Genomic DNA, 19,185 nt, shown 5'->3' with positions numbered 1-19,185 from the left:
TGTTGTTGTTGTTGTTGTTCAATATCTATAGTTAAAGGGATGATGAGTGTTTCTTCAAAAGGAAAAGCTTGTCCATTGTATATTTTGTCATCCAATAAGAAATAAGCATCTGAAGGCGTAGGTTCAGAATGAATTAATTCTAAACCATAATCAAAACCAGCAGTGGCAGATTCATGAAAATTTAAAACCAATTGTCTAGTATATTGTGCTTCTTCAACAGTGAAATCTACATTGATTCTAAAACGTTTAAAATCATCAGGCACAATAGAAAGTCCATTCTCTTGATATTGAATGCCTGTAGTTTCAGCATTGTTATCTCCATTGTCAGTACTGCTTCTAAAGAAATAACTGTCACCATCAGATTCTTTGGCAAATACACGATGTGAGTTTTTAGTGTAAACAGTAGCAGGAGTTCCTGGTGTACCTGCAATGCCTTCAACCATAAAGCCTTGTCCGATTGGAATATATCTACCAGCAGATTTAGAACCATTAGTTGGTATAGCTAAAGGAAAGGTGTTGTCTTGTTCGTCATAAGTCATAAATTGTGCAGGAGTATCCGTAATTACTGTTCCTGAGGCATTAATAGTAAACGAATAATAACCTCCTCTATAATCTTGTAAAGTATGCGAGGCTACTGTTCCATCTTGTTCCCAGAAAAGTAGTGTCCCAGTAATTGATGCTTGGTTATCTGTATCATGAATAAATAGAGCAGAATCCATAGCACTTGGATATGGATTACCAATTAAAGTATTTAAGCCGTTAGCCACATCATTAGTAATGGTGCCGTTATTAGGTTTACCTCTAAAATCATAAACTTGGCTACCAGTTAAACCAGTTCCGTTTCCTTTCATTGTAAAGCCAAGTCCTGGTCTAATATTTCCGGTAGCACCTACATAAACCCAATCAAGATATTGATCGGATGTTTGGTAGGTCCATAGCCAACGATCAGAAATTGTTAAAGGACTTGAACTCCCATTAAAAGCCGTAGTAAATGCAGCATCTGTACTAGATGTTAATCCTGTAGCATCATCAATTAAATTGACACGTGCATTTTCATTTCCAGTTGCTGCAGAATTATTACCAACAGGAGAGCACCAATAGTTATAAGCCCATTGATTTACAGTGCCTGTTTGATAAACGCTTAATTGTCCTGTTCCAGAATTTGTACTTGTAGCAGCTCCAAAATCTTGAATTAATTGTGCTTCGTTTCTTAAATAGATATGACTATTAGTTCCTGTTAAGTTTACGGCATTTGTAACGTATAAAGGAGCTATATCTGGAGCGGCTGTAAACCCATCTCCGTCAACAAAAACATAAGAATTGTTTGTTACTGTTAATTGAGCAAAAGCAATACTAGAGCATAGCAAAAGGCATGTAAAGAAAGAAAATTTCATGTTCTTAAATTTTAATGCTGAAGTTTAGTAGGGTAATCTAAAGCGAATTAGATAGTTACAAATTTAATAAATTAAAACATGATATAAGTGCTGAATATCGGAAATATAGGTTATTCCACTAAAAAAAGGTATAGCTAGATTGTGAAAATTAGATTTAATCTAAAAGCGAGCGGATAATCTCAAATTAAAAACGCGAGGTGTTAAATAATTTGGAATAGCATATTGTGCCTTAGAATAAACGTCTCTAACCCATGTATTGGTAATAGAGTTTTGATTATTAAACATATTGTAGATTTCAAATCCAATAGCTAACTCTCTAAACGATTTCTTCCATTTAGCATTATATGTTTTTTCTGGATTTACAACTTCAAATGAGATGCCTAAATCTGCACGTCTATAATCTTTTAAGCGTATTTGATAAATATATGGATCTGCATAACTAGGCGAACCACCAGGAACACCTGTATTATAAACAAGATTTAAGTACATTTTTAAATCAGGCATATTAGGCACATAGTCTTGAAATAAAGCTCCAAATTTTAAACGTTGATCGGTTGGTCTTGCAATATACCCTCGATTGTCAATGTTCTCTTCTGTTTTTAAATAACCAAAACTAAACCAAGATTCCGTTCCAGGTACAAACTCACCATTAAGTCGTAAATCTAGTCCATAAGCATAGGCCTTAGCATTATTGTCCGCACTGTATCGTATTCTAACGTTTTCTAAGGTATAAGGATTAACATCTGTCATCCCTTTAAAATAAGCTTCGCTAACCAGTTTAAATGGTCTTTCCCATAGTTGAAAGCTGTATTCATTACCTAAAACAACATGAAACGATTGTTGTGCTTTAACGTTAGGTTGTACTGTGCCCGAAGAATCTCTTAACTCTCTGTAAAACGGAGGTTGATAATACAGGCCACCTGCAACTCTAAAAAGCATGTCTTTTTCCCAATTTGGTTTAATGGCAAACTGAGCTCTTGGACTAATAACAGTTTGAGTTTTATTATCAGAAATACCATCACCACTAACAGACCAGCTGTGTGTTCTTACACCTGCGTTGTAAAATATCTCGTGTCCATTCCAATCGGTTTGTTTGCTGTATTGTACAAAAGACTGTAGTCTGTTTATTTTTACAAAATTTAAAGATTTTATGTTTTCAAAAGCCGTTAATGGTCCAGTAAACGGGGTGTAAGGTTGTGGGTTAGGTTGGCTAAAACGAGGAGGTCTAATTGAAAAACCTGCAGAATCAATAACTTCATATTCGACTAAGCGGTCTCTAATATCTTCGTGAGTGTATTTTACAGACCATTCTACAGTACTTTCGTCATCAATTTTGTAATCTCCTCTGTGTTCTGCATTAAAGATTAAAGCATCTAAATCATTACGTGCATGTGTTAATTGCGAGCCAATACCTTCACTAAATTCTACTTCACCTAAATTCTCATCTCCTATATTTGTATTTACTTCACCTAAACGGTATTGGGCTAATATGTCAAAGTATTCTTGTTCTGTAGTATGGTAGGCTGAAGCAATGAGTTTAAGAGTTAAATCATCATTAACAAAATAATTGGCTTTAAAGGCTCCAAAATAAGTTTGGTATTTGTCTTTTTCTTGTCCCTCATAAACCACTAAAAGTGCCACAGGATCTTCTAAGGTACCAAAATTGGTTTGTCTATTTTCTGGTTGAAAATTGTATTTGTTTAAAGATATGTTTCCTAAAAAATTTAGATGAAATTTACTTGAAAAACGATATGTTAAGTAGGTTTGTGCGTCAGCAAAAACAGGTTCAACATTGCCTTCAGTTTCTAAACTATTTAATAATAAACTGTTGTCTCTATATCTAACTCCTGCAATACCAGAAAATTTTCCGTCTTTGGAAACGGTTTCTGCAGCGATACTTCCGCCTAGTAAACTTAAATCTGCTCTTATTCCAAAATCTACCGGATTTCGGTATGTAATATCTAAAGCAGAGGATAATTTATCACCGTATTTGGCTTGAAAACCTCCAGCTGAAAAATCGACATTCTGAACCAAATCGGTATTTACAAAACTTAAACCTTCTTGATTTCCAGAGCGAATTAAAAAAGGTCTATACACTTCAATCTCATTGACGTAAACAAGGTTTTCATCAAAGTTCCCACCTCTTACAGAGTATTGTGTACTTAATTCATTAGAGATATTAACGCCAGGTAAGGTTTTTAAAATATTTTCAACACCTGGTTGTGCACCTTTTATAGTTCTTATCATTTGTGGAGAAATAGAGGTGACTCCATCAACAGATTGTCTGGTATTTGTATTAATAACAACAGTGGCAATTTGTTCAAATTCAATTAACATTACAGGATTGTATTCTATTTCCTGACCGTTTTTTAAATTAAACTTTTGTTCTATACGTTTGTGTGAAACATGGGTAAACTCAACAGTTATTTCAACTCCATAAGGAATTTTAAGTTCGTAAAATCCGTTACTGTTTGTGGCAGTTCCTTCACCTGTATTTATTTTTATATTAACCCCTTCTATTGGGTTTTGAGCTTCATCTAAAATAACACCTCTAATAATGGCAGATTGAGAAAAGGATAGCAAACTAAAGAGTAAGCTGAGTAGGACTGAGAAATATAAGCGTTTCAAATAATTTAGTTTTATATGCCAAGTTTTAGATCTTGAACTTTAATAATCTTTGTTTTAGGTTCTAAAAGCGAAGCGGTCTATGGTCTTTTTCTATTTTCTAAAAAATGTTGCTTCAAATGTAGAACTATTTCCAACATTATCCGTCACAATTATTTTTAATTCATTCTTAGTATCCTTAACGATATTATCATTAAAATCGTGTGTTAAGGTATTGGTTTTATAATCATACTCCATTAAAATCCACTTTCCATTAACTGTAGCTCTGTATTTACTGATGCCAGAAAGGTCGTCTTCAATCTTAACTTTAAGATAACGGTATTTACTTATCCATTTTTTATCCTGAAAATTAATGGGTTTTATGGTTGGTGGTGTAAGATCAGTTGCTAAAGCAAAAGTTCCTAATGCTTTAGTTTTAGCCGTTAACACATTGCCTTTACGTGAGCTAGTAACGTAATAAGGTTTCCAATAATTGCCATAAAACCTAGCAATAAATAATTTTTCTTGATGTTCACTTTTATAGTTGCTTAAATCGTAATTGATATAAAAGTTCTTTTGCATAGCAATGCGGTCTTCACCTAAGAAAAGGGTGTCAGAACTTACTTTAAAATCTATATAGGTATCATCGTATAATGTGTTTTCATAGAAATTAACAGTCACTAATCCAGAGGTTAGAGTTGTAGGTTTATTGCTATAAACTAAGGATTTTGTAGTGACATTATCAATACTGTCCTTTTTTATGGTTTCAAGTTTTCCTTTTATCGGTATTGTTACCCATGTTTCATTATCATGATAATCTCTTATTCTTATTTTGTAAACAGAAGATGTACTGTCTTTAACCATAACATAACCATTGTCATAAGGGTCTTTAAAAAGACTTAAAGGGTTATTTTTTTCAATGAATAACTTCTGAATTTTAGATTTTTTACTTTTGTAGTATTCGTAATCTACATACCTTTTTATATGTTTAGTTTCATCAAAACTAAAACGTTTAAAATCGACTTCTAAACTTTTATTACCGTTAAAGAATGACTGGATATTACTAACGCCATTTTTATTTGGAGCTAAATCTTGTTTGTCATTAGAAGTAACACCAAAACCAATAGCTCCATGGGCTTTAATTTCTTCAACCATATAATCTCCTGTTTTTCTTGGGATTAATCGTAGTTCAGTTCTTTCGTTTTTACCATTAATAGTTGCGTTTTCATCTTTAGGGTATGCAAAAATAGCAGTGACATAAGGTGCTTTTGAGTCTTTTACTTCCAATCCAAAAAGCAAAGGGTTCATAGGGCGTTCTTGATTATCTCTAATTTCGAAATGTAAATGTGGTCCGCCAGAACTACCTGTATTACCAGAATAGGCAATAACTTCGTTAGGTTCTACTAAGATTTCTTCGACTCCTGGAAACATTTCTACCTCATAACTCTCTTTTTCATACTGGCATTCTTTAATATAGTCTTCTAAACGCTTTGAGAATTTTTTAAGATGCCCATAAACGGTTGTATACCCATTAGGATGTGTAATGTATAAGGCTTTTCCGTAGCCAAAATGCGAAACTTTAATCCTGCTTACGTAACCTTCTGCAGCGGTATAAACTTTTAAGCCTTCTTTTTGTTGTGTTTTAATATCTAAACCACCATGAAAATGAGTTGACCTTAATTCTGCAAATGTTCCGGCAAGAACCAAAGAAATATCTAGTGGATTTCTAAAATAATCTTGAGGATATTCTGATTGTCCATAAGCAGAGCAGGTTAGTAAAAAAAATATCAAAAATTGTTTCATATGTTGTACTATTACTGCTAAAATATTAATTTGATAACGATAATCAAACGTTAAAAGTGCATTATTTTTCTTAATGCTTTAAACCCTTTAAAGTTATATAAATAAAAAATAATTGTAAAAGAATTGTATTTCTTCATTTGGTATGTTAACTTTGTTTCAATAGTATTGAATTGCTTTAATGAGTAAAATAGAAGACATTGTTGACGCGTTAGAGAATAAAATCAGTAAGATTTTACATAAGCAAGAGGTTTTAAAACAGACCAACGCTAAGCTCTCAGAACAATTACAACAGCAGCAACAAAAGGTTTTAGATCAGCAGGAAGAAATTGCTGGTTGGATAGAAAAACATGATACACTCAAAATGGCAAATTCAATGCTTGGTAGTGACGAAAATAAACGAGAAACGAAGCTCAAAATAAATGCACTTATAAGAGATATTGACCATTGTATTGGGCAACTCTCAGAATAAAGTTGTAAATTTAGACGTGATATGTCAGAACAATTAAAAATTAAACTTTCTATAGCAAATAGAGTTTATCCGTTAACGATAAACCCGAGTCAAGAGGAAGGTTTACGAAAAGCCACAAAGAAAATTGAGGCTATGATTGGACAATTTGAGCAGAATTACTCTGTAAGAGATAAGCAAGATGTTTTGGCCATGTGTGCCTTGCAATTTGCGGCTCAAGTAGAGCAAAAATCAATAGATAAAGAGTATGTAAATGAAGAGGTTCAAGAAAAGTTAGAAGCTTTGAATGAACTTTTACAAGCACATATTTAACTCGTACGTTCTTTAAAATAAAATAAGGTTACTGCCTATATTAGTTACATTTTTTGATAAACTCAACGATCAATTCTTTAAAAAGGGTGAGTTTAAGTTGTAAAATCGTGCTGTTAGTGCTGAACTCGTTTCAGTATCTTAGACAGATTTTTGATCAGCTTGTTAGCCCTAAACTTGTTTTTAAGGAGTTTATACAAAACCGATAACTGATATAGGCTTTTTTTATATTTCAACTTTAGGTAGAAATTTAAAAAAGAACCACCAATCTAAATAAACTAAATAAGAAAAATGGACACTAACACAATTATATATATAGTTGGCGGAGTAGTATTAGGAGTAATACTAGGATATATTATAGCAAAATCTTTAGAAAAAGGAAAAGCTTCTAAACTAATTGCAAATGCAGAAATGGAAGCTAAATCTATTTTAAAGCAAGCAAAGTCTGATGGAGAATCTATTAAAAAAGATAAAATGCTTCAGGCAAAAGAAAAATTTATTGAGCTTAAATCTGAGCACGAAAAAGTAATACTATCTCGTGATAAGAAAATGGCTGAATCTGAAAAAAGAATTAGAGATAAAGAGTCTCAAATATCTAACGAACTTTCTAAGTCTAAAAAAACAAATCAATCTTTAGAGTCTAAAATCAAGGATTACGATTTTAGATTAGAATTTTTAGAAAAGAAACAAGAAGAAGTTGAAAAGGCTCACAAAAACCAAATAAAACAACTAGAAGTTATTTCTTCATTATCTGCGGAAGAAGCTAAGGAGCAATTAATAGAATCGCTTAAAGAAGAGGCTAAAACTGATGCCATGGCTTTTATACAAGATCATGTAGAAGAGGCTAAGTTAACAGCTCAGCAAGAGGCTAAGAAAATAATTATCAATACAATTCAGCGTATTGGAACAGAGGAGGCTGTAGATAACTGTGTCTCTGTCTTTAATATAGAGTCTGATGATGTTAAAGGTAGAATTATTGGTAGAGAAGGAAGAAATATTAGAGCAATTGAGGCTGCAACAGGAGTTGAAATTATTGTAGATGATACTCCAGAAGCCATTATCTTATCGTGTTTTGATTCTGTACGACGTGAAATAGCACGTTTATCGTTACACAAGTTGGTGACTGATGGAAGAATACATCCTGCAAGAATTGAAGAAATTGTAAAAAAGACCGAAAAACAAATAGAACAAGAAATTATAGAAGTTGGAAAACGTACGGTTATCGATTTAGGAATTCATGGTCTACACCCAGAATTAATAAAGATGGTAGGTCGTATGAAGTACCGTTCGTCTTACGGACAAAACTTATTACAGCACTCTCGAGAAGTTGCTAAACTCTGTGGTGTAATGGCTGCAGAATTAGGTTTAAACCCTAAGTTAGCTAAACGAGCAGGATTATTACACGATATAGGAAAAGTGCCATCTTCTGAAACAGATGTAGAAACTCCGCATGCTATTTTAGGAATGCAATGGGCAGAAAAACATGGTGAAAAACCAGAAGTTTGTAACGCTATTGGTGCTCACCACGACGAAATAGAAATGACAACTTTATTGTCGCCAATAATACAGGTATGTGATGCTATTTCTGGTGCAAGACCAGGTGCAAGACGCCAAGTATTAGATTCTTATATACAACGTCTTAAAGATTTAGAAGATGTAGCTTTCGGGTTTACGGGAGTAAAGAAAGCTTATGCAATACAAGCAGGTAGAGAACTACGTGTTATTGTAGAGAGTGAAAAGGTAACGGACGAAAAAGCAGCAAGTTTATCGTTTGAGATTTCTCAAAAAATCCAAACAGATATGACTTATCCGGGTCAGGTTAAGGTTACTGTGATTAGAGAAACAAGAGCAGTGAATATTGCAAAATAATTAAGTAAAATTATAATGAAAAAAGTGCCTTTAGAAATAAGGGCACTTTTTTTATACTCCAAATAGTAGCTGTAAGCTCACAAAGTAATTTTTTTTTAAGTATTAAAGTATTTTTATGGTTACTTTAATAGATTGTAAAGGGCAGTCACTTTTTAATTATACAGAGTTTATGGATAAAGCCGATTTGAGCCACTCTATATTTCTTCAGGATTTTGATTTTATAAGCACTAAAAACAAAACAACGCGTTTTAATAGTTGCCGTTTTTTAGGAAACGTTAGATTTAATAAAACGGAAGTTTCATCAACTTTGAGTATTAATGACAGTTACTTTCTATTACAGACACCAGAAATAGATATTCCTTTAGAAAAACTAATATTTTCTAAATAATCAAGTATTGGATTATTGTAAAATAATTATAAGTAAATAAGAAATATAACTGTCATTACTTTAAGTCGCTAAAAAAACAAAGGCATAAACTTAGAGTCCTTTTTGCTTTTTAAATGTAATAGAAAAAGCAGTTCCTTCGTTGAGCTTGCTTTCCATTAAAATTACACCATTTAAAGCTTCAACTTGTGTTTTCGTTATGTATAGTCCAATACCTCTAGAATCTTTTCTATCTGTACCATGGAATGTTTGATACATTTCAAATACCTGATCTTTAAATTTGGTCATATCTATTCCTATGCCATTATCTGAAATTAGAATTTTTACAGCTTCTTTAGATTGAATAGATTGAATAACTATTTGGGCCTTTTTATTTGGATCCGAATATTTTATGCCGTTAGAAATTAAATTATAAAACACACTTTCTAAATACGCTGCATTAGTTAATAATACTTCGTCTTTTCTTAAAGCATTATGTATGGTAACGCTTCTTTTATCGCTTTCTATTTTTAAACTCTCTATAACTTTATTGCTTAAGTCATAAAGATTTACACGTTCGTTAAGTTGGTTAGTGTGAACTTTAGACTTGATACTGACAATATCATCTAAATCTTCAATGGTTGTGGTTAAGGATTCTGAAATAGATTGTAAGTGACCAACCAGTTCTTTTTTTTCTGTTTCCGAAGAAGCTTCGTCATAAAATTCTAAAATGTTTTTTAGATTCCCAATATGAGTTTTTAAATTATGAGAAACGATATGAGTAAAACTATATAATCTTTTATTCTGGCTTGTAATAAGCTGAAGACTTTTATTGAGCTGTGTTTCGTTATTTTTTAGTTTTGTAATGTCTGTATGTGTGCCAATAATACGAGAAGGTTTACCATTGTTATCTCGCTCTACAATTTTTCCTTTATCTAAAATCCATTTGTAACTGCCGTCTTTACATTTTATACGATATTCGTTTTCGTACAAATCTATTTCACCCTTTAAATGAGAATTGAAATTTTTATAGTAAACATCGCTATCATCGGGATGTACTTTGCTATCCCAAACTTCAGAAGTGTTTTTTAAATCGTCATCTGCATAGCCTATAATTTGTTTAGATTCTTTTGAATAAAATACTTTATTAGAGGTAATATCTAAGTCCCAAAGCCCAACATTAGAAATTTCTAATGCCGTTTTGTGTTTTTGATCTTCAAACGTAGTTTTAGAAGTGTTTGATTTGTAGTTTCTTAAGTTTAATTTAGGGAATTTCATTAATCTTTGCTTTATTTTTGGACACTATTTGTAAGAAAATGTCACATTAAATAGGGTGTTTTTTTGCTTATTTTCTAGGATGAAACTTGTTTAGAACTTCACTTAAATGCGACCGATCTACATGCATATAGATTTCAGTTGTTGTAATGCTTTCATGACCTAGCATCATTTGTATAGCTCTTAAATCGGCTCCGTTTTCTAATAAATGTGTAGCAAAAGAATGTCTAAACGTATGAGGAGAGACTGTTTTTTTTAATCCTGTAGTTTCTACAAGTTTTTTTATAATGGTAAAAATCATGGCTCGTGTGAGTTGTTTCCCTTTATAATTTAAAAAGAGAACATCTTTAGAGTCAGGCTGTACTTCAATATGATTTCTTATGGTTATCCAAATAGTTATATAACTCTGTGTGGAAGGGCTAATAGGAACAAAACGTTGCTTATTGCCTTTACCTGTAACTTTTATAAAGCCTTCTTCAAAGAATAAATCTGAAACTTTAAGACCTATAAGCTCGCTAACACGTAAACCACAACTGTATAACGTTTCAATAATTGCTCTATTACGCTCTCCTAGATTAACACCATTATATTGGTAACTTAAATCAATGGCGTTAATTAGGTTGTCAATATCTTCAATAGATAAGGTGTCTGGTAATTTTCTTCCAATTCTTGGCGATTCAATTAAATCTACAGGATTAGTACTTCTGTAATTTTCAAAAATTAAATAATCAAAAAAATTACGAAGTCCGGAGATTAAACGTGCTTGCGATCTTGGGTTTAAAGATTTTGAAACTGAATAAATAAACGTTTTAATAATAGTATTATCTATAGTAATAGGGGAAACGTTTATCGAATGATCCTCTAAATATGACATCATTTTTTTTATGTCATAGCTATAGTTTTCTATTGAGTTATTAGATAAACCGCGTTCTATTTGAAGATAATGTCTGTAATCTGTGATTGCTTGTTGCCATTTCATGGTTAAAAATAATGATTTAAATACTGAATTACTCCTAAAATTAGTACGCAATTTATCGTAATTTTAATTTTAATTGTTAATAAGTGTGTTTGTATGTGGTTGATAATTAGATTTCTGCAGGTGTTTGTGTATAAAATTGTTAATAACTGTTAAAAGAAATTTTTATATCTAAGAAAAAAGACTTTAGTTTGTATCTATTAATCTAAAAATTAGAATATTATGAAAAAATTATTTTTGGCTGCTTTTGCAGTATTTGCTTTCACAAGCATCAATGCACAAACTTTCGGTGCTTTAGGTGGATTATCAATGATGTCTCTTAAAGTTGATAGTGGTGGATTTGGAGATGCCACAGAATCAGAAACAGGTTTTCATCTTGGTGCTTTTGCTGAATTTGAAGTATCTGATCAATTTGCAGTACAACCTGAATTGACTTACACAATTGCAGGTGACCTTTCTATGTTTGGACTTAATGCGATAGCTAAGTACAATATTTCAGATGAATTTAATATTCAAGCTGGACCACAAATTGGATTTGTAGGTGGAGATGTTGGTGACTATATAGATTCTTTTGATGATGGAACAAAATTAAACTTACAATTAGCAATAGGTGCTGGTTATGATATTAGTGAAGAATTATTTGTACAAGCACGTTATGGTTTTCAGTTAAATGATCATTATACTGGCGAAGGGGATGGTTCAGTTAAAATTTCTGGTTTTGCTGCAAGTGTAGGATACAAGTTCTAAATCTAGAAAATTACATATTTAAAAAAGAGGCGATTCGCCTCTTTTTTTTTGTTTATAAATAAGCATTATATAGTAACTAACGTTAGGAATCTGTTTTGGCGAGTGGTTAAGTAATTTTCTAAGGCTTTATAAGAGGTATTGTTTTCTTAATCTACAGAAAACGATGTAAAAGGTAATTTAGAAGGAGCTGACTTTGGTTTTAATAGTAGTATTAGCTACATATTAAGGAGTGTTTAAACTTTTTGCGTGTTATATTTAGGTCTACTAATATTAACGGTACTGAGTGCTTTAGTGATTGGACAATAAAGAGTCGTGTCTTACATGTGTATGTAGGCTATATGCTTTAACATTTGTATTTGTATAATTGTTTGAAAAAGAAGTAATTCACTCAAAATGCATGACGAAGTGTTAAAAAATATCGTTGAAATACACTTATTTTTAACATAATTTAGATTTTTAGTATAAAACTAAAGTCTACATTTGCCGACCAATTTAATTATAAAAATTAAACTTTAATTATGAAAAAATTATTATTTACAGCTGCAGTTGCAGTATTAGGATTTACAAGTGTAAGTGCACAAGAAGAAGCTAAAACTTTTGGTTTTGCTGAAGGTGATCTATTCATTGAAGGAATGGTTGGATTTAACAGTACAAATGACAAAAACACTGAAGAAAAAACTTCTGGATTTGAAATTAGCCCAAAATTAGGTTATTTCATTAGCGAAGATTTAGCTATTGGTGGTGAGTTATCTTTTGGGTCAGCTAAAGAAGAAGTTGCTGGTACAGATACAGCAGATCAATCTACTTTTGGTGTTGGTGCTTTTGCTCGTTATTACTTTTTAGATTTAGGTGAGCGTTTTAAGACTTATACTGAATTTGGTGTAGGATATGCTAGTACTAATTATGATCTTGCAGATGTAAAAGAAAATACTATCGGAGCAGGTTTAGATTTAGGTATTAACTATTTCGTTACTGAAAAAATCGCTTTAACATTTGGTTTAAAGAACGTATTATCTTTCTCAACTAGTAAATTTGATGCTGATGGTGCAGAAGCTGTATCAGAATTTAACTTAGGTTTTGGTGATGTTGCTAACCCATTTGGTGGTAATGCTGCTTTTGGTATCTTATTCAAGTTATAAGACATACAAAACATTTAATTATATATTAAAACCGAAGCAAACGCTTCGGTTTTTTTATGCGCATATTTTAATATATTTACTACATGAAGAAAATAATGATTATCAACGGCCCTAATCTTAATTTACTAGGTAAACGCGAGACTAATATCTACGGTAGTTTAACTTTTATGGAGTTTCTTGATACAGTAGTGAAAAAATATCCTGATGTAGAATTGGAGCACTTTCAATCTAATATAGAAGGTGAACTTATAGATAAACTACAAGATGTAGGTTTTTCTTATGATGGGATTGTTTTAAATGCTGCAGCTTATACGCATACTTCTGTTGGTATTGGTGATGCAGTTAAAGCCATTACAACTCCTGTTGTAGAGGTACATATCTCTAATACATTTTCTAGAGAGGAATTTAGACATCAGTCGTATATTTCGCCTAATGCTAAAGGGGTTATTTTAGGTTTTGGTTTGCAAAGTTATGAATTAGCAATTGAGAGTTTTATTTAAACGAAGTTCGTAACAAAGATGTAGAAGGTAAAGGTTTCTAATGTTATGAATGCTTAAAATTGTTTATATGAAGAATCTTATTAAAACGTTCTTTATTTTTATTGTTATAATTAGTACATCTAATGTACAAGCCCAAACAGGTTTTGGTGTAAAAGGCGGATTGAATTTTACCTTTTTTAAAGTAGAAGAGGGGAGTTTTGGAGAGACTCCAGATGTAGAATTAGGGTATTATATAGGTTGCTTTGTAGATTTTGAAATAGAAAACGGTTTTCTTTTACAACCAGAATTACTTTATATAAATCTAGGAGATTTTGATTTTTTAAATGCTCCTATATATTTAAAATATAAAATAAAGGATCGCTTTGATATTCTTGTAGGTCCGAGTTTAAATTATTTCTTCGATTTTAATAATGCTAAATTAAAGGTGAGAGCAGATTTAGGATTTGCTTACACTTTTACTTCAAGATTAGATTTACATATGAAATACACTATTGGTTTTGAGGAAATAGCACCTAATGACGTTTTTTTAGGTTTAGCCTGTAAATTGTAATTACGCTATTTAGGTAGTTTAATGTATGTTTTTTAAGCAAAAAAAGAGGTTAAACTTTTTTATTGGTTGTTTAACGGAGGTTTTTTTTACTTAGTAATCATTAACATAGTTTTAACATATAAACATTGGAGTTACTTCTAATCGTTTTATAATGCGTTAGTTAATACTAGAATCTATAAAGTGTAACCAATTTAATACAAATATAATTATGAGAATGTACTTACCTAAAACAAAAATTTTAATGGCCTTTTTTATGGTTGGAGCTATCTTTATGTCATGTTCTAGCGATGATAGTGGAGATAGTAGTAATTTAGATGGTGTACCATCTGGCGAAATTGTTGCCTTAGAATTAAGAAATGAGACTTTAACTGGGTTTAGTGGTTTAAGCAGAAATGAAGGATCTCAAAAATGGTGGTCTCATACAACTAGTGATTTTGATTTTTCTGGTTGTGGTGAAGAAGGAGAAGATTATTCTTATGATGGTTTAGGGTATTATGCTTTTTATCCTGATGGGTCTATGTATTCTAAGAGCGGAATAAATGGTACTCCTACTTATCTTCAAGAATGGGAGTGGACAGATTCTAGCTTATCTGCAATTTATGTAAGAGGTGAAACAAGTGTGCCATTTACTGTAACGTATTTAAACGAAGACAATGTTGTTTACGGTTCTAATCAAAGTATTGGAGGTGGATGTTCTTTAACGTCTTACGAACAACTTGGAGATCCACATTATGTAGATTAAACTTTAGTTATTTATATACTATAGGGCGGCAATTTGTTGCCCTTTTTTTATGTCTAGCTTTAGTAAAAGGGTAGTAATAAGAAAAATGTAGAAACAAAAAAATGCGATTCGTTAGAATCGCATTTTAAATATAAAATGTTTAGTGTTTCAGTTGTAAAAACGTATAACTCTAAATTTTTAACTATAATTTGTTATAGGTGAATCACTTCATCATAAGCCGCTGCAACAGCTTCCATAACCGCTTCACTCATTGTAGGGTGAGGATGTACCGCTTTTAGCACTTCATGTCCTGTAGTTTCTAATTTACGACCTAAAACAGCCTCAGCAATCATATCTGTTACTCCAGCACCAATCATATGGCATCCTAACCATTCGCCATATTTAGCATCAAAAATTACTTTTACAAAACCATCTTTTGCGCCACTAGCACTTGCTTTTCCTGAGGCAGAGAAAGGAAATTTACCAATCTTAACATCTAAGCCTTGTGCTTTGGCTTGAGCTTCAGTTAAACCAACACTAGCAATTTCTGGAGAACAATAGGTACAACCAGGAATATTGCCATAATCTAAAGCTTCTACATGCTGACCAGCAATTTTTTCTACACAAAGAATACCTTCTGCAGATGCAACGTGTGCTAATGCTTGGCCTGGAGTAACATCTCCAATCGCATAATAGCCAGGAATATTAGTTTGATAATAATCATTAACTAAAATTTTATCTCTGTCAACTGCGATGCCAACATTTTCTAGACCTATATTTTCAATATTAGACTTTATACCAACCGCAGATAATACAATATCAGCTTCTAGTACTTCTTCTCCTTTTTTGGTTTTTACTGTGGCTTTTACACCAACTCCAGAGGTATCTACAGAAGTTACTTCTGCAGAAGTCATAATTTTAATTCCAGATTTCTTAAAGCTACGTTCTAATTGTTTTGAGACTTCATCATCTTCAACAGGAACGATTTTATCTAAATATTCTACAATAGTCACTTCTGTTCCCATTGAGTTGTAGAAATAAGCAAACTCAACTCCAATGGCTCCAGAACCTACAACAATCATCTTTTTTGGTTGCTTTTCTAAAGTCATGGCTTGTCTGTATCCAATTACTTTTTTACCATCTTGTGGTAAGCTTGGTAATTCGCGTGAGCGTGCTCCGGTAGCAATGATGATGTGGTCTGCAGAATATTCTGTACCATCAACATCTATTTTCTTTCCAGTTTTTAGTGTTCCAAAACCTTCAATAACGTCTATTTTATTCTTTTTCATTAAGAATTTTACACCATTACTCATGCCTTCAGCAACACCACGACTACGTTTTACAACGGCATCAAAATCGTGTTCAGCACCAGAAACTTTAAGTCCGTAATCTTCAGCATGTTTAAGATATTCAAATACTTGAGCAGATTTTAAAAGTGCTTTCGTAGGGATACAGCCCCAATTTAAGCATACACCACCAAGGCTTTCTTTTTCTACAACGGCAGTTTTAAATCCTAATTGCGATGCTCTTATTGCGGTTACGTAGCCACCAGGACCACTTCCTAATACTATAATATCGTATTTACTCATGGGTAAGTTATTTTAGTTGAAATTTTGAAGTTACAAAAGTAACAAATTCCAAAAAGAAAACTCCAAATAGCAAAATGAAATTCTAAATCACCAAAGCTTTAAATCATCTGATGTCTTTTCTAAGTAGATCTTTGAGGTTTGAAGCCTTATAGTATTGTCATTTTAATTAGAGATCTTCTGTAAAATGTTTGCGGCTTTTGTCCTGTATAAACTTGTCTTTATTATAGGCTTTTGATTGTTCTTTGGGAATAGATAGTGATTTCCAATGTTCGCCTTTAATTAATTTGCCAATATATACGATTTGCCCAATATGATAAGCATAATGCATCATTTGTCTGTTGATGGCTTCGGTAACAGAATGGCCTTGGTTTCTAATATAGATAACTTGCTCTAAGTTATGATTTGATAGTGGTTTGATGGCAGTAAACAAACAATTCCAACCTTTGTTCCAAGCATCTAGTAATTCATCTTTTGATTTAAAATCATCTATAAATTCTTCATCACGTTTACGCCATTTTTTTTCGCCATCTTCGGTTAAAAAATTGGTCCAACGGCTGAGCATATTACCAACAAGATGTTTTACAATGATAGAAACGGAATTAGAATCTTGAGCAAATTCTTTTTTTAATTCGTCAAAAGTCAATTGTGCAATGGTTTTATCGCCAAGGGATTTGTAGTATTCAAATTGTTTAATTGTACTAGGTAAATAAGAAGAATCCATAAAGCTTAAATTTAATACCTATAAAAATAGCGATATAACATCTGATAAACTATTATAAAAAATAGATAGATGTAATAACGCTATTTAGCTTATGTATTATTACAGATTTTACTCTTTAGAAGCAACAAATTTTAAAGCATCTCCATTAATGCAGTGTCTTTTACCTGTGGTTTCTTTTGGGCCGTCATTAAACACGTGTCCTAAATGACCACCGCAAGTTGCGCAATGTTCTTCGTCTCTTGTATAACCAATTTTTGTATCTGTACCAAAGGCAACATTACCTTCAATTACACGGTCAAAACTTGGCCATCCTGTTCCTGAATCGAATTTATGTTCACTTTTAAATAAAGGAGTATTACAAGCAGCACAATGATAAACACCTTTTTCGTAATTTTTATTTAAGGAGCTAGAAAATGGTCTTTCAGTTCCAGCTTCTCTTAAAATGTAGTATTGTTCTTTGGTAAGTTGTGCTTTCCATTCTGCGTCTGTTTTAGTAACAGGAAATGTTTCTTTAGTTTCATTTTTTTGGGCTGAGCTGTTACAGCTAAAAAACAAACTAATAAGGGTAAGTAATATTATCTTTTTCAAAATTAATTTTTTTTAAAAAAATTAGGGTTGTTGGCTTGGTCGTTATCATGTTTTGTTCATTACGAAATAGTATATGTTTTTATTTGAAATTACATTCAAAATACTCTTGACTTTATTTTTATTATTGTTAAATTTAACAACGTCAACAATAAACGAGTCCATATTAATGAAAATAATACATATAAGTGCAGAATGTTACCCAATTGCTAAAGTAGGTGGTTTAGCTGATGTTGTTGGCGCTTTGCCCAAGTACCAAAATGAAATAGGTGCTAATAGTGCTGTTATAATGCCATTTTATAACACTAAATTTACGCAATCGCATAAGTTTACTTTGGTTTATCAGGCTAATTTAATTTTGGGAAACCAAGAATTAAATTTCGATATTTTAAAAATTGAAGACGCTGTTTTAGAATTTGATGTTTTCTTCGTTCATGTTGAAGATTTGTTATATACAGAAAGTGTTTATACAGATAATGATACCAATCGTTTTTTAGCATTTCAAATAGCGGCTTTAGATTGGATATTAACTTTAAAGAAAAAACCAGACTATATCCATTGTCATGACCATCATACAGGTCTAATTCCATTTATGGCACAAGAAAGTTATAAATATGAGTCGCTAAATAAAATACCTATTATTACTACAATCCATAATGCACAATATCAAGGATGGATGTCTTACGATAACTTATATAAGATACCTGAATTTAATATTGAAAATGTAGGATTATTAATGTGGGATGGCATGATAAATCCACTAGCTGCAGCAATAAAATGTGCTTGGCGCGTGACTACTGTGTCGCCGAGTTATATGGAAGAATTAAAATATAGTGCCAACGGACTCGAGTCTTTATTGTCTCACGAAAGTTCTAAAGCAGTTGGAATTTTAAATGGCATAGATTCGGCTGTTTGGAATCCGGAAACGGATAAATTCATTATAAAAAATTATAAAAAAACGACTGTAGAATCAGGGAAGAAGGCGAATAAAGAATGGTTGTGTTCTCAGTTTAATTTGGATAAAAGTAAACCCTTATTTGCTTTTATAGGACGTTTAGTTGGTGAAAAAGGAGCAGAGCTTCTGCCACATGCGCTAGACTATGCGTTGCGTTCTAAAGATATAGCTGTCATTGTTTTAGGATCTGGAGCTAAAGAAACAGAGAAAGAATTGTTTGATTTAATACTAAAGCATAAAGGAAATTATAATGCGTTTATTGGTTATGACGAAAAACTGTCTCATATTATTTATGCTGGAGCAGATTTTTTATTAATGCCATCTCGTGTAGAACCATGCGGATTAAACCAAATGTATTCCTTAAGGTACGGAACTGTGCCAATTGTAAGACGCATTGGAGGATTAAAAGACACTGTTGTAGATATTGGAGACCATGGTTTTGGTATATGTCATAATGAAGTTTCCGAACAGGATATTGTGGTTGCAATTAATAGAGGGAAAGAGTTTTATACTCAGCAAAAAGAATTTAAAGCGAACCGAAAATATATAATGAGCATAGATCATTCTTGGGAGGTTTCAGCTAAAGCATATATAAACTTATACAATTCAATAAACTAA

At 32.1% G+C, this 19,185-nt stretch carries 18 protein-coding genes and 1 other RNA gene; 11 read left to right on the top strand and 8 right to left on the bottom strand.

The window, feature by feature from the left end; all coding sequences use genetic code 11:
• From KO504_RS08840 to KO504_RS08830, 3 genes are all read right to left on the bottom strand, one after another.
• A partial coding sequence (locus tag KO504_RS08840) for a hypothetical protein (RefSeq protein ID WP_215926023.1) occupies nt 1–1,394 on the bottom strand: 1,394 nt, incomplete at its 3' end.
• A gap of 159 nt (nt 1,395–1,553) precedes the next feature.
• Nucleotides 1,554–4,022, bottom strand: a complete 2,469-nt coding sequence (locus KO504_RS08835; RefSeq protein WP_215926021.1) for a TonB-dependent receptor — start codon at nt 4,020–4,022, stop codon at nt 1,554–1,556.
• A gap of 90 nt (nt 4,023–4,112) precedes the next feature.
• Complete coding sequence (locus KO504_RS08830; RefSeq protein WP_215926019.1) at nt 4,113–5,801, bottom strand: M23 family metallopeptidase; 1,689 nt, start codon at nt 5,799–5,801, stop codon at nt 4,113–4,115.
• 178 nt (nt 5,802–5,979) lie between these two features.
• On the opposite strand from KO504_RS08830, the gene KO504_RS08825 reads away from it, so the two are divergent.
• The 5 genes from KO504_RS08825 to KO504_RS08805 all read left to right on the top strand — a co-directional run bounded on the left by KO504_RS08825 (nt 5,980) and on the right by KO504_RS08805 (nt 8,833).
• A complete protein-coding gene (locus KO504_RS08825) occupies nt 5,980–6,270 on the top strand; it encodes a hypothetical protein (RefSeq protein ID WP_215926017.1) in 291 nt (96 codons plus the stop codon).
• A 21-nt stretch (nt 6,271–6,291) separates the two neighbouring features.
• A complete protein-coding gene (locus KO504_RS08820; protein ID WP_178987955.1) occupies nt 6,292–6,579 on the top strand; it encodes a cell division protein ZapA in 288 nt (95 codons plus the stop codon).
• Nucleotides 6,580–6,639: 60 nt separating this feature from the next.
• Nucleotides 6,640–6,770, top strand: a non-coding RNA gene (gene ssrS, locus KO504_RS08815) — 6S RNA.
• Between the two features lie 97 nt (nt 6,771–6,867).
• Nucleotides 6,868–8,445, top strand: coding sequence for a ribonuclease Y (gene rny / locus KO504_RS08810; RefSeq protein WP_215926015.1), 1,578 nt, complete (start codon nt 6,868–6,870; stop codon nt 8,443–8,445).
• 115 nt (nt 8,446–8,560) lie between these two features.
• Nucleotides 8,561–8,833 (top strand): pentapeptide repeat-containing protein, encoded by a 273-nt coding sequence (locus tag KO504_RS08805; RefSeq protein ID WP_215926013.1) that lies wholly within the window; start codon nt 8,561–8,563, stop codon nt 8,831–8,833.
• A 90-nt stretch (nt 8,834–8,923) separates the two neighbouring features.
• Here KO504_RS08805 and KO504_RS08800 read toward each other — a convergent pair whose 3' ends face one another.
• On the bottom strand, nt 8,924–10,087 hold the full coding sequence (locus KO504_RS08800) for a PAS domain-containing sensor histidine kinase (protein ID WP_215926011.1): 1,164 nt from the start codon (nt 10,085–10,087) through the stop codon (nt 8,924–8,926).
• A 67-nt stretch (nt 10,088–10,154) separates the two neighbouring features.
• Nucleotides 10,155–11,063, bottom strand: coding sequence for a site-specific tyrosine recombinase/integron integrase (gene xerA / locus KO504_RS08795; RefSeq protein WP_215926009.1), 909 nt, complete (start codon nt 11,061–11,063; stop codon nt 10,155–10,157).
• A 219-nt stretch (nt 11,064–11,282) separates the two neighbouring features.
• Between xerA and KO504_RS08790 the strand changes: the two genes are divergently transcribed.
• The 5 genes from KO504_RS08790 (at nt 11,283) to KO504_RS08770 (ending at nt 14,738) form a co-directional block, all read left to right on the top strand.
• The gene (locus tag KO504_RS08790; RefSeq protein WP_215926008.1) at nt 11,283–11,807 is read left to right on the top strand and encodes an outer membrane beta-barrel protein; all 525 of its coding nucleotides are present in this window, start codon (nt 11,283–11,285) and stop codon (nt 11,805–11,807) included.
• 518 nt (nt 11,808–12,325) lie between these two features.
• A complete protein-coding gene (locus KO504_RS08785) occupies nt 12,326–12,946 on the top strand; it encodes an outer membrane beta-barrel protein (RefSeq protein ID WP_215926006.1) in 621 nt (206 codons plus the stop codon).
• 83 nt (nt 12,947–13,029) lie between these two features.
• Nucleotides 13,030–13,446, top strand: coding sequence for a type II 3-dehydroquinate dehydratase (gene aroQ, locus KO504_RS08780; protein WP_215926004.1), 417 nt, complete (start codon nt 13,030–13,032; stop codon nt 13,444–13,446).
• Nucleotides 13,447–13,513: 67 nt separating this feature from the next.
• Nucleotides 13,514–13,996 (top strand): outer membrane beta-barrel protein, encoded by a 483-nt coding sequence (locus tag KO504_RS08775; RefSeq protein WP_215926002.1) that lies wholly within the window; start codon nt 13,514–13,516, stop codon nt 13,994–13,996.
• Between the two features lie 208 nt (nt 13,997–14,204).
• The gene (locus KO504_RS08770; protein ID WP_215926000.1) at nt 14,205–14,738 is read left to right on the top strand and encodes a hypothetical protein; all 534 of its coding nucleotides are present in this window, start codon (nt 14,205–14,207) and stop codon (nt 14,736–14,738) included.
• A 191-nt stretch (nt 14,739–14,929) separates the two neighbouring features.
• On the opposite strand, the gene lpdA is transcribed toward KO504_RS08770, so the two are convergent.
• The 3 genes from lpdA to msrB all read right to left on the bottom strand — a co-directional run bounded on the left by lpdA (nt 14,930) and on the right by msrB (nt 17,615).
• The gene (gene lpdA / locus KO504_RS08765; RefSeq protein WP_215925998.1) at nt 14,930–16,306 is read right to left on the bottom strand and encodes a dihydrolipoyl dehydrogenase; all 1,377 of its coding nucleotides are present in this window, start codon (nt 16,304–16,306) and stop codon (nt 14,930–14,932) included.
• A 166-nt stretch (nt 16,307–16,472) separates the two neighbouring features.
• A complete protein-coding gene (locus KO504_RS08760; protein ID WP_215925996.1) occupies nt 16,473–17,027 on the bottom strand; it encodes a DinB family protein in 555 nt (184 codons plus the stop codon).
• A gap of 108 nt (nt 17,028–17,135) precedes the next feature.
• Nucleotides 17,136–17,615, bottom strand: coding sequence for a peptide-methionine (R)-S-oxide reductase MsrB (gene msrB / locus KO504_RS08755; protein ID WP_215925994.1), 480 nt, complete (start codon nt 17,613–17,615; stop codon nt 17,136–17,138).
• A gap of 166 nt (nt 17,616–17,781) precedes the next feature.
• Here msrB and KO504_RS08750 point away from each other — a divergent pair, with 166 nt between their 5' ends.
• Entirely contained in the window at nt 17,782–19,185 is a 1,404-nt protein-coding gene (locus KO504_RS08750; protein ID WP_215925992.1) for a glycogen synthase, read from the top strand.

The organism is Winogradskyella psychrotolerans (assembly GCF_018860565.1).
Lineage (GTDB): Bacteria > Bacteroidota > Bacteroidia > Flavobacteriales > Flavobacteriaceae > Winogradskyella > Winogradskyella damuponensis.
This window is presented reverse-complemented; position numbering and strand designations above follow the sequence as displayed.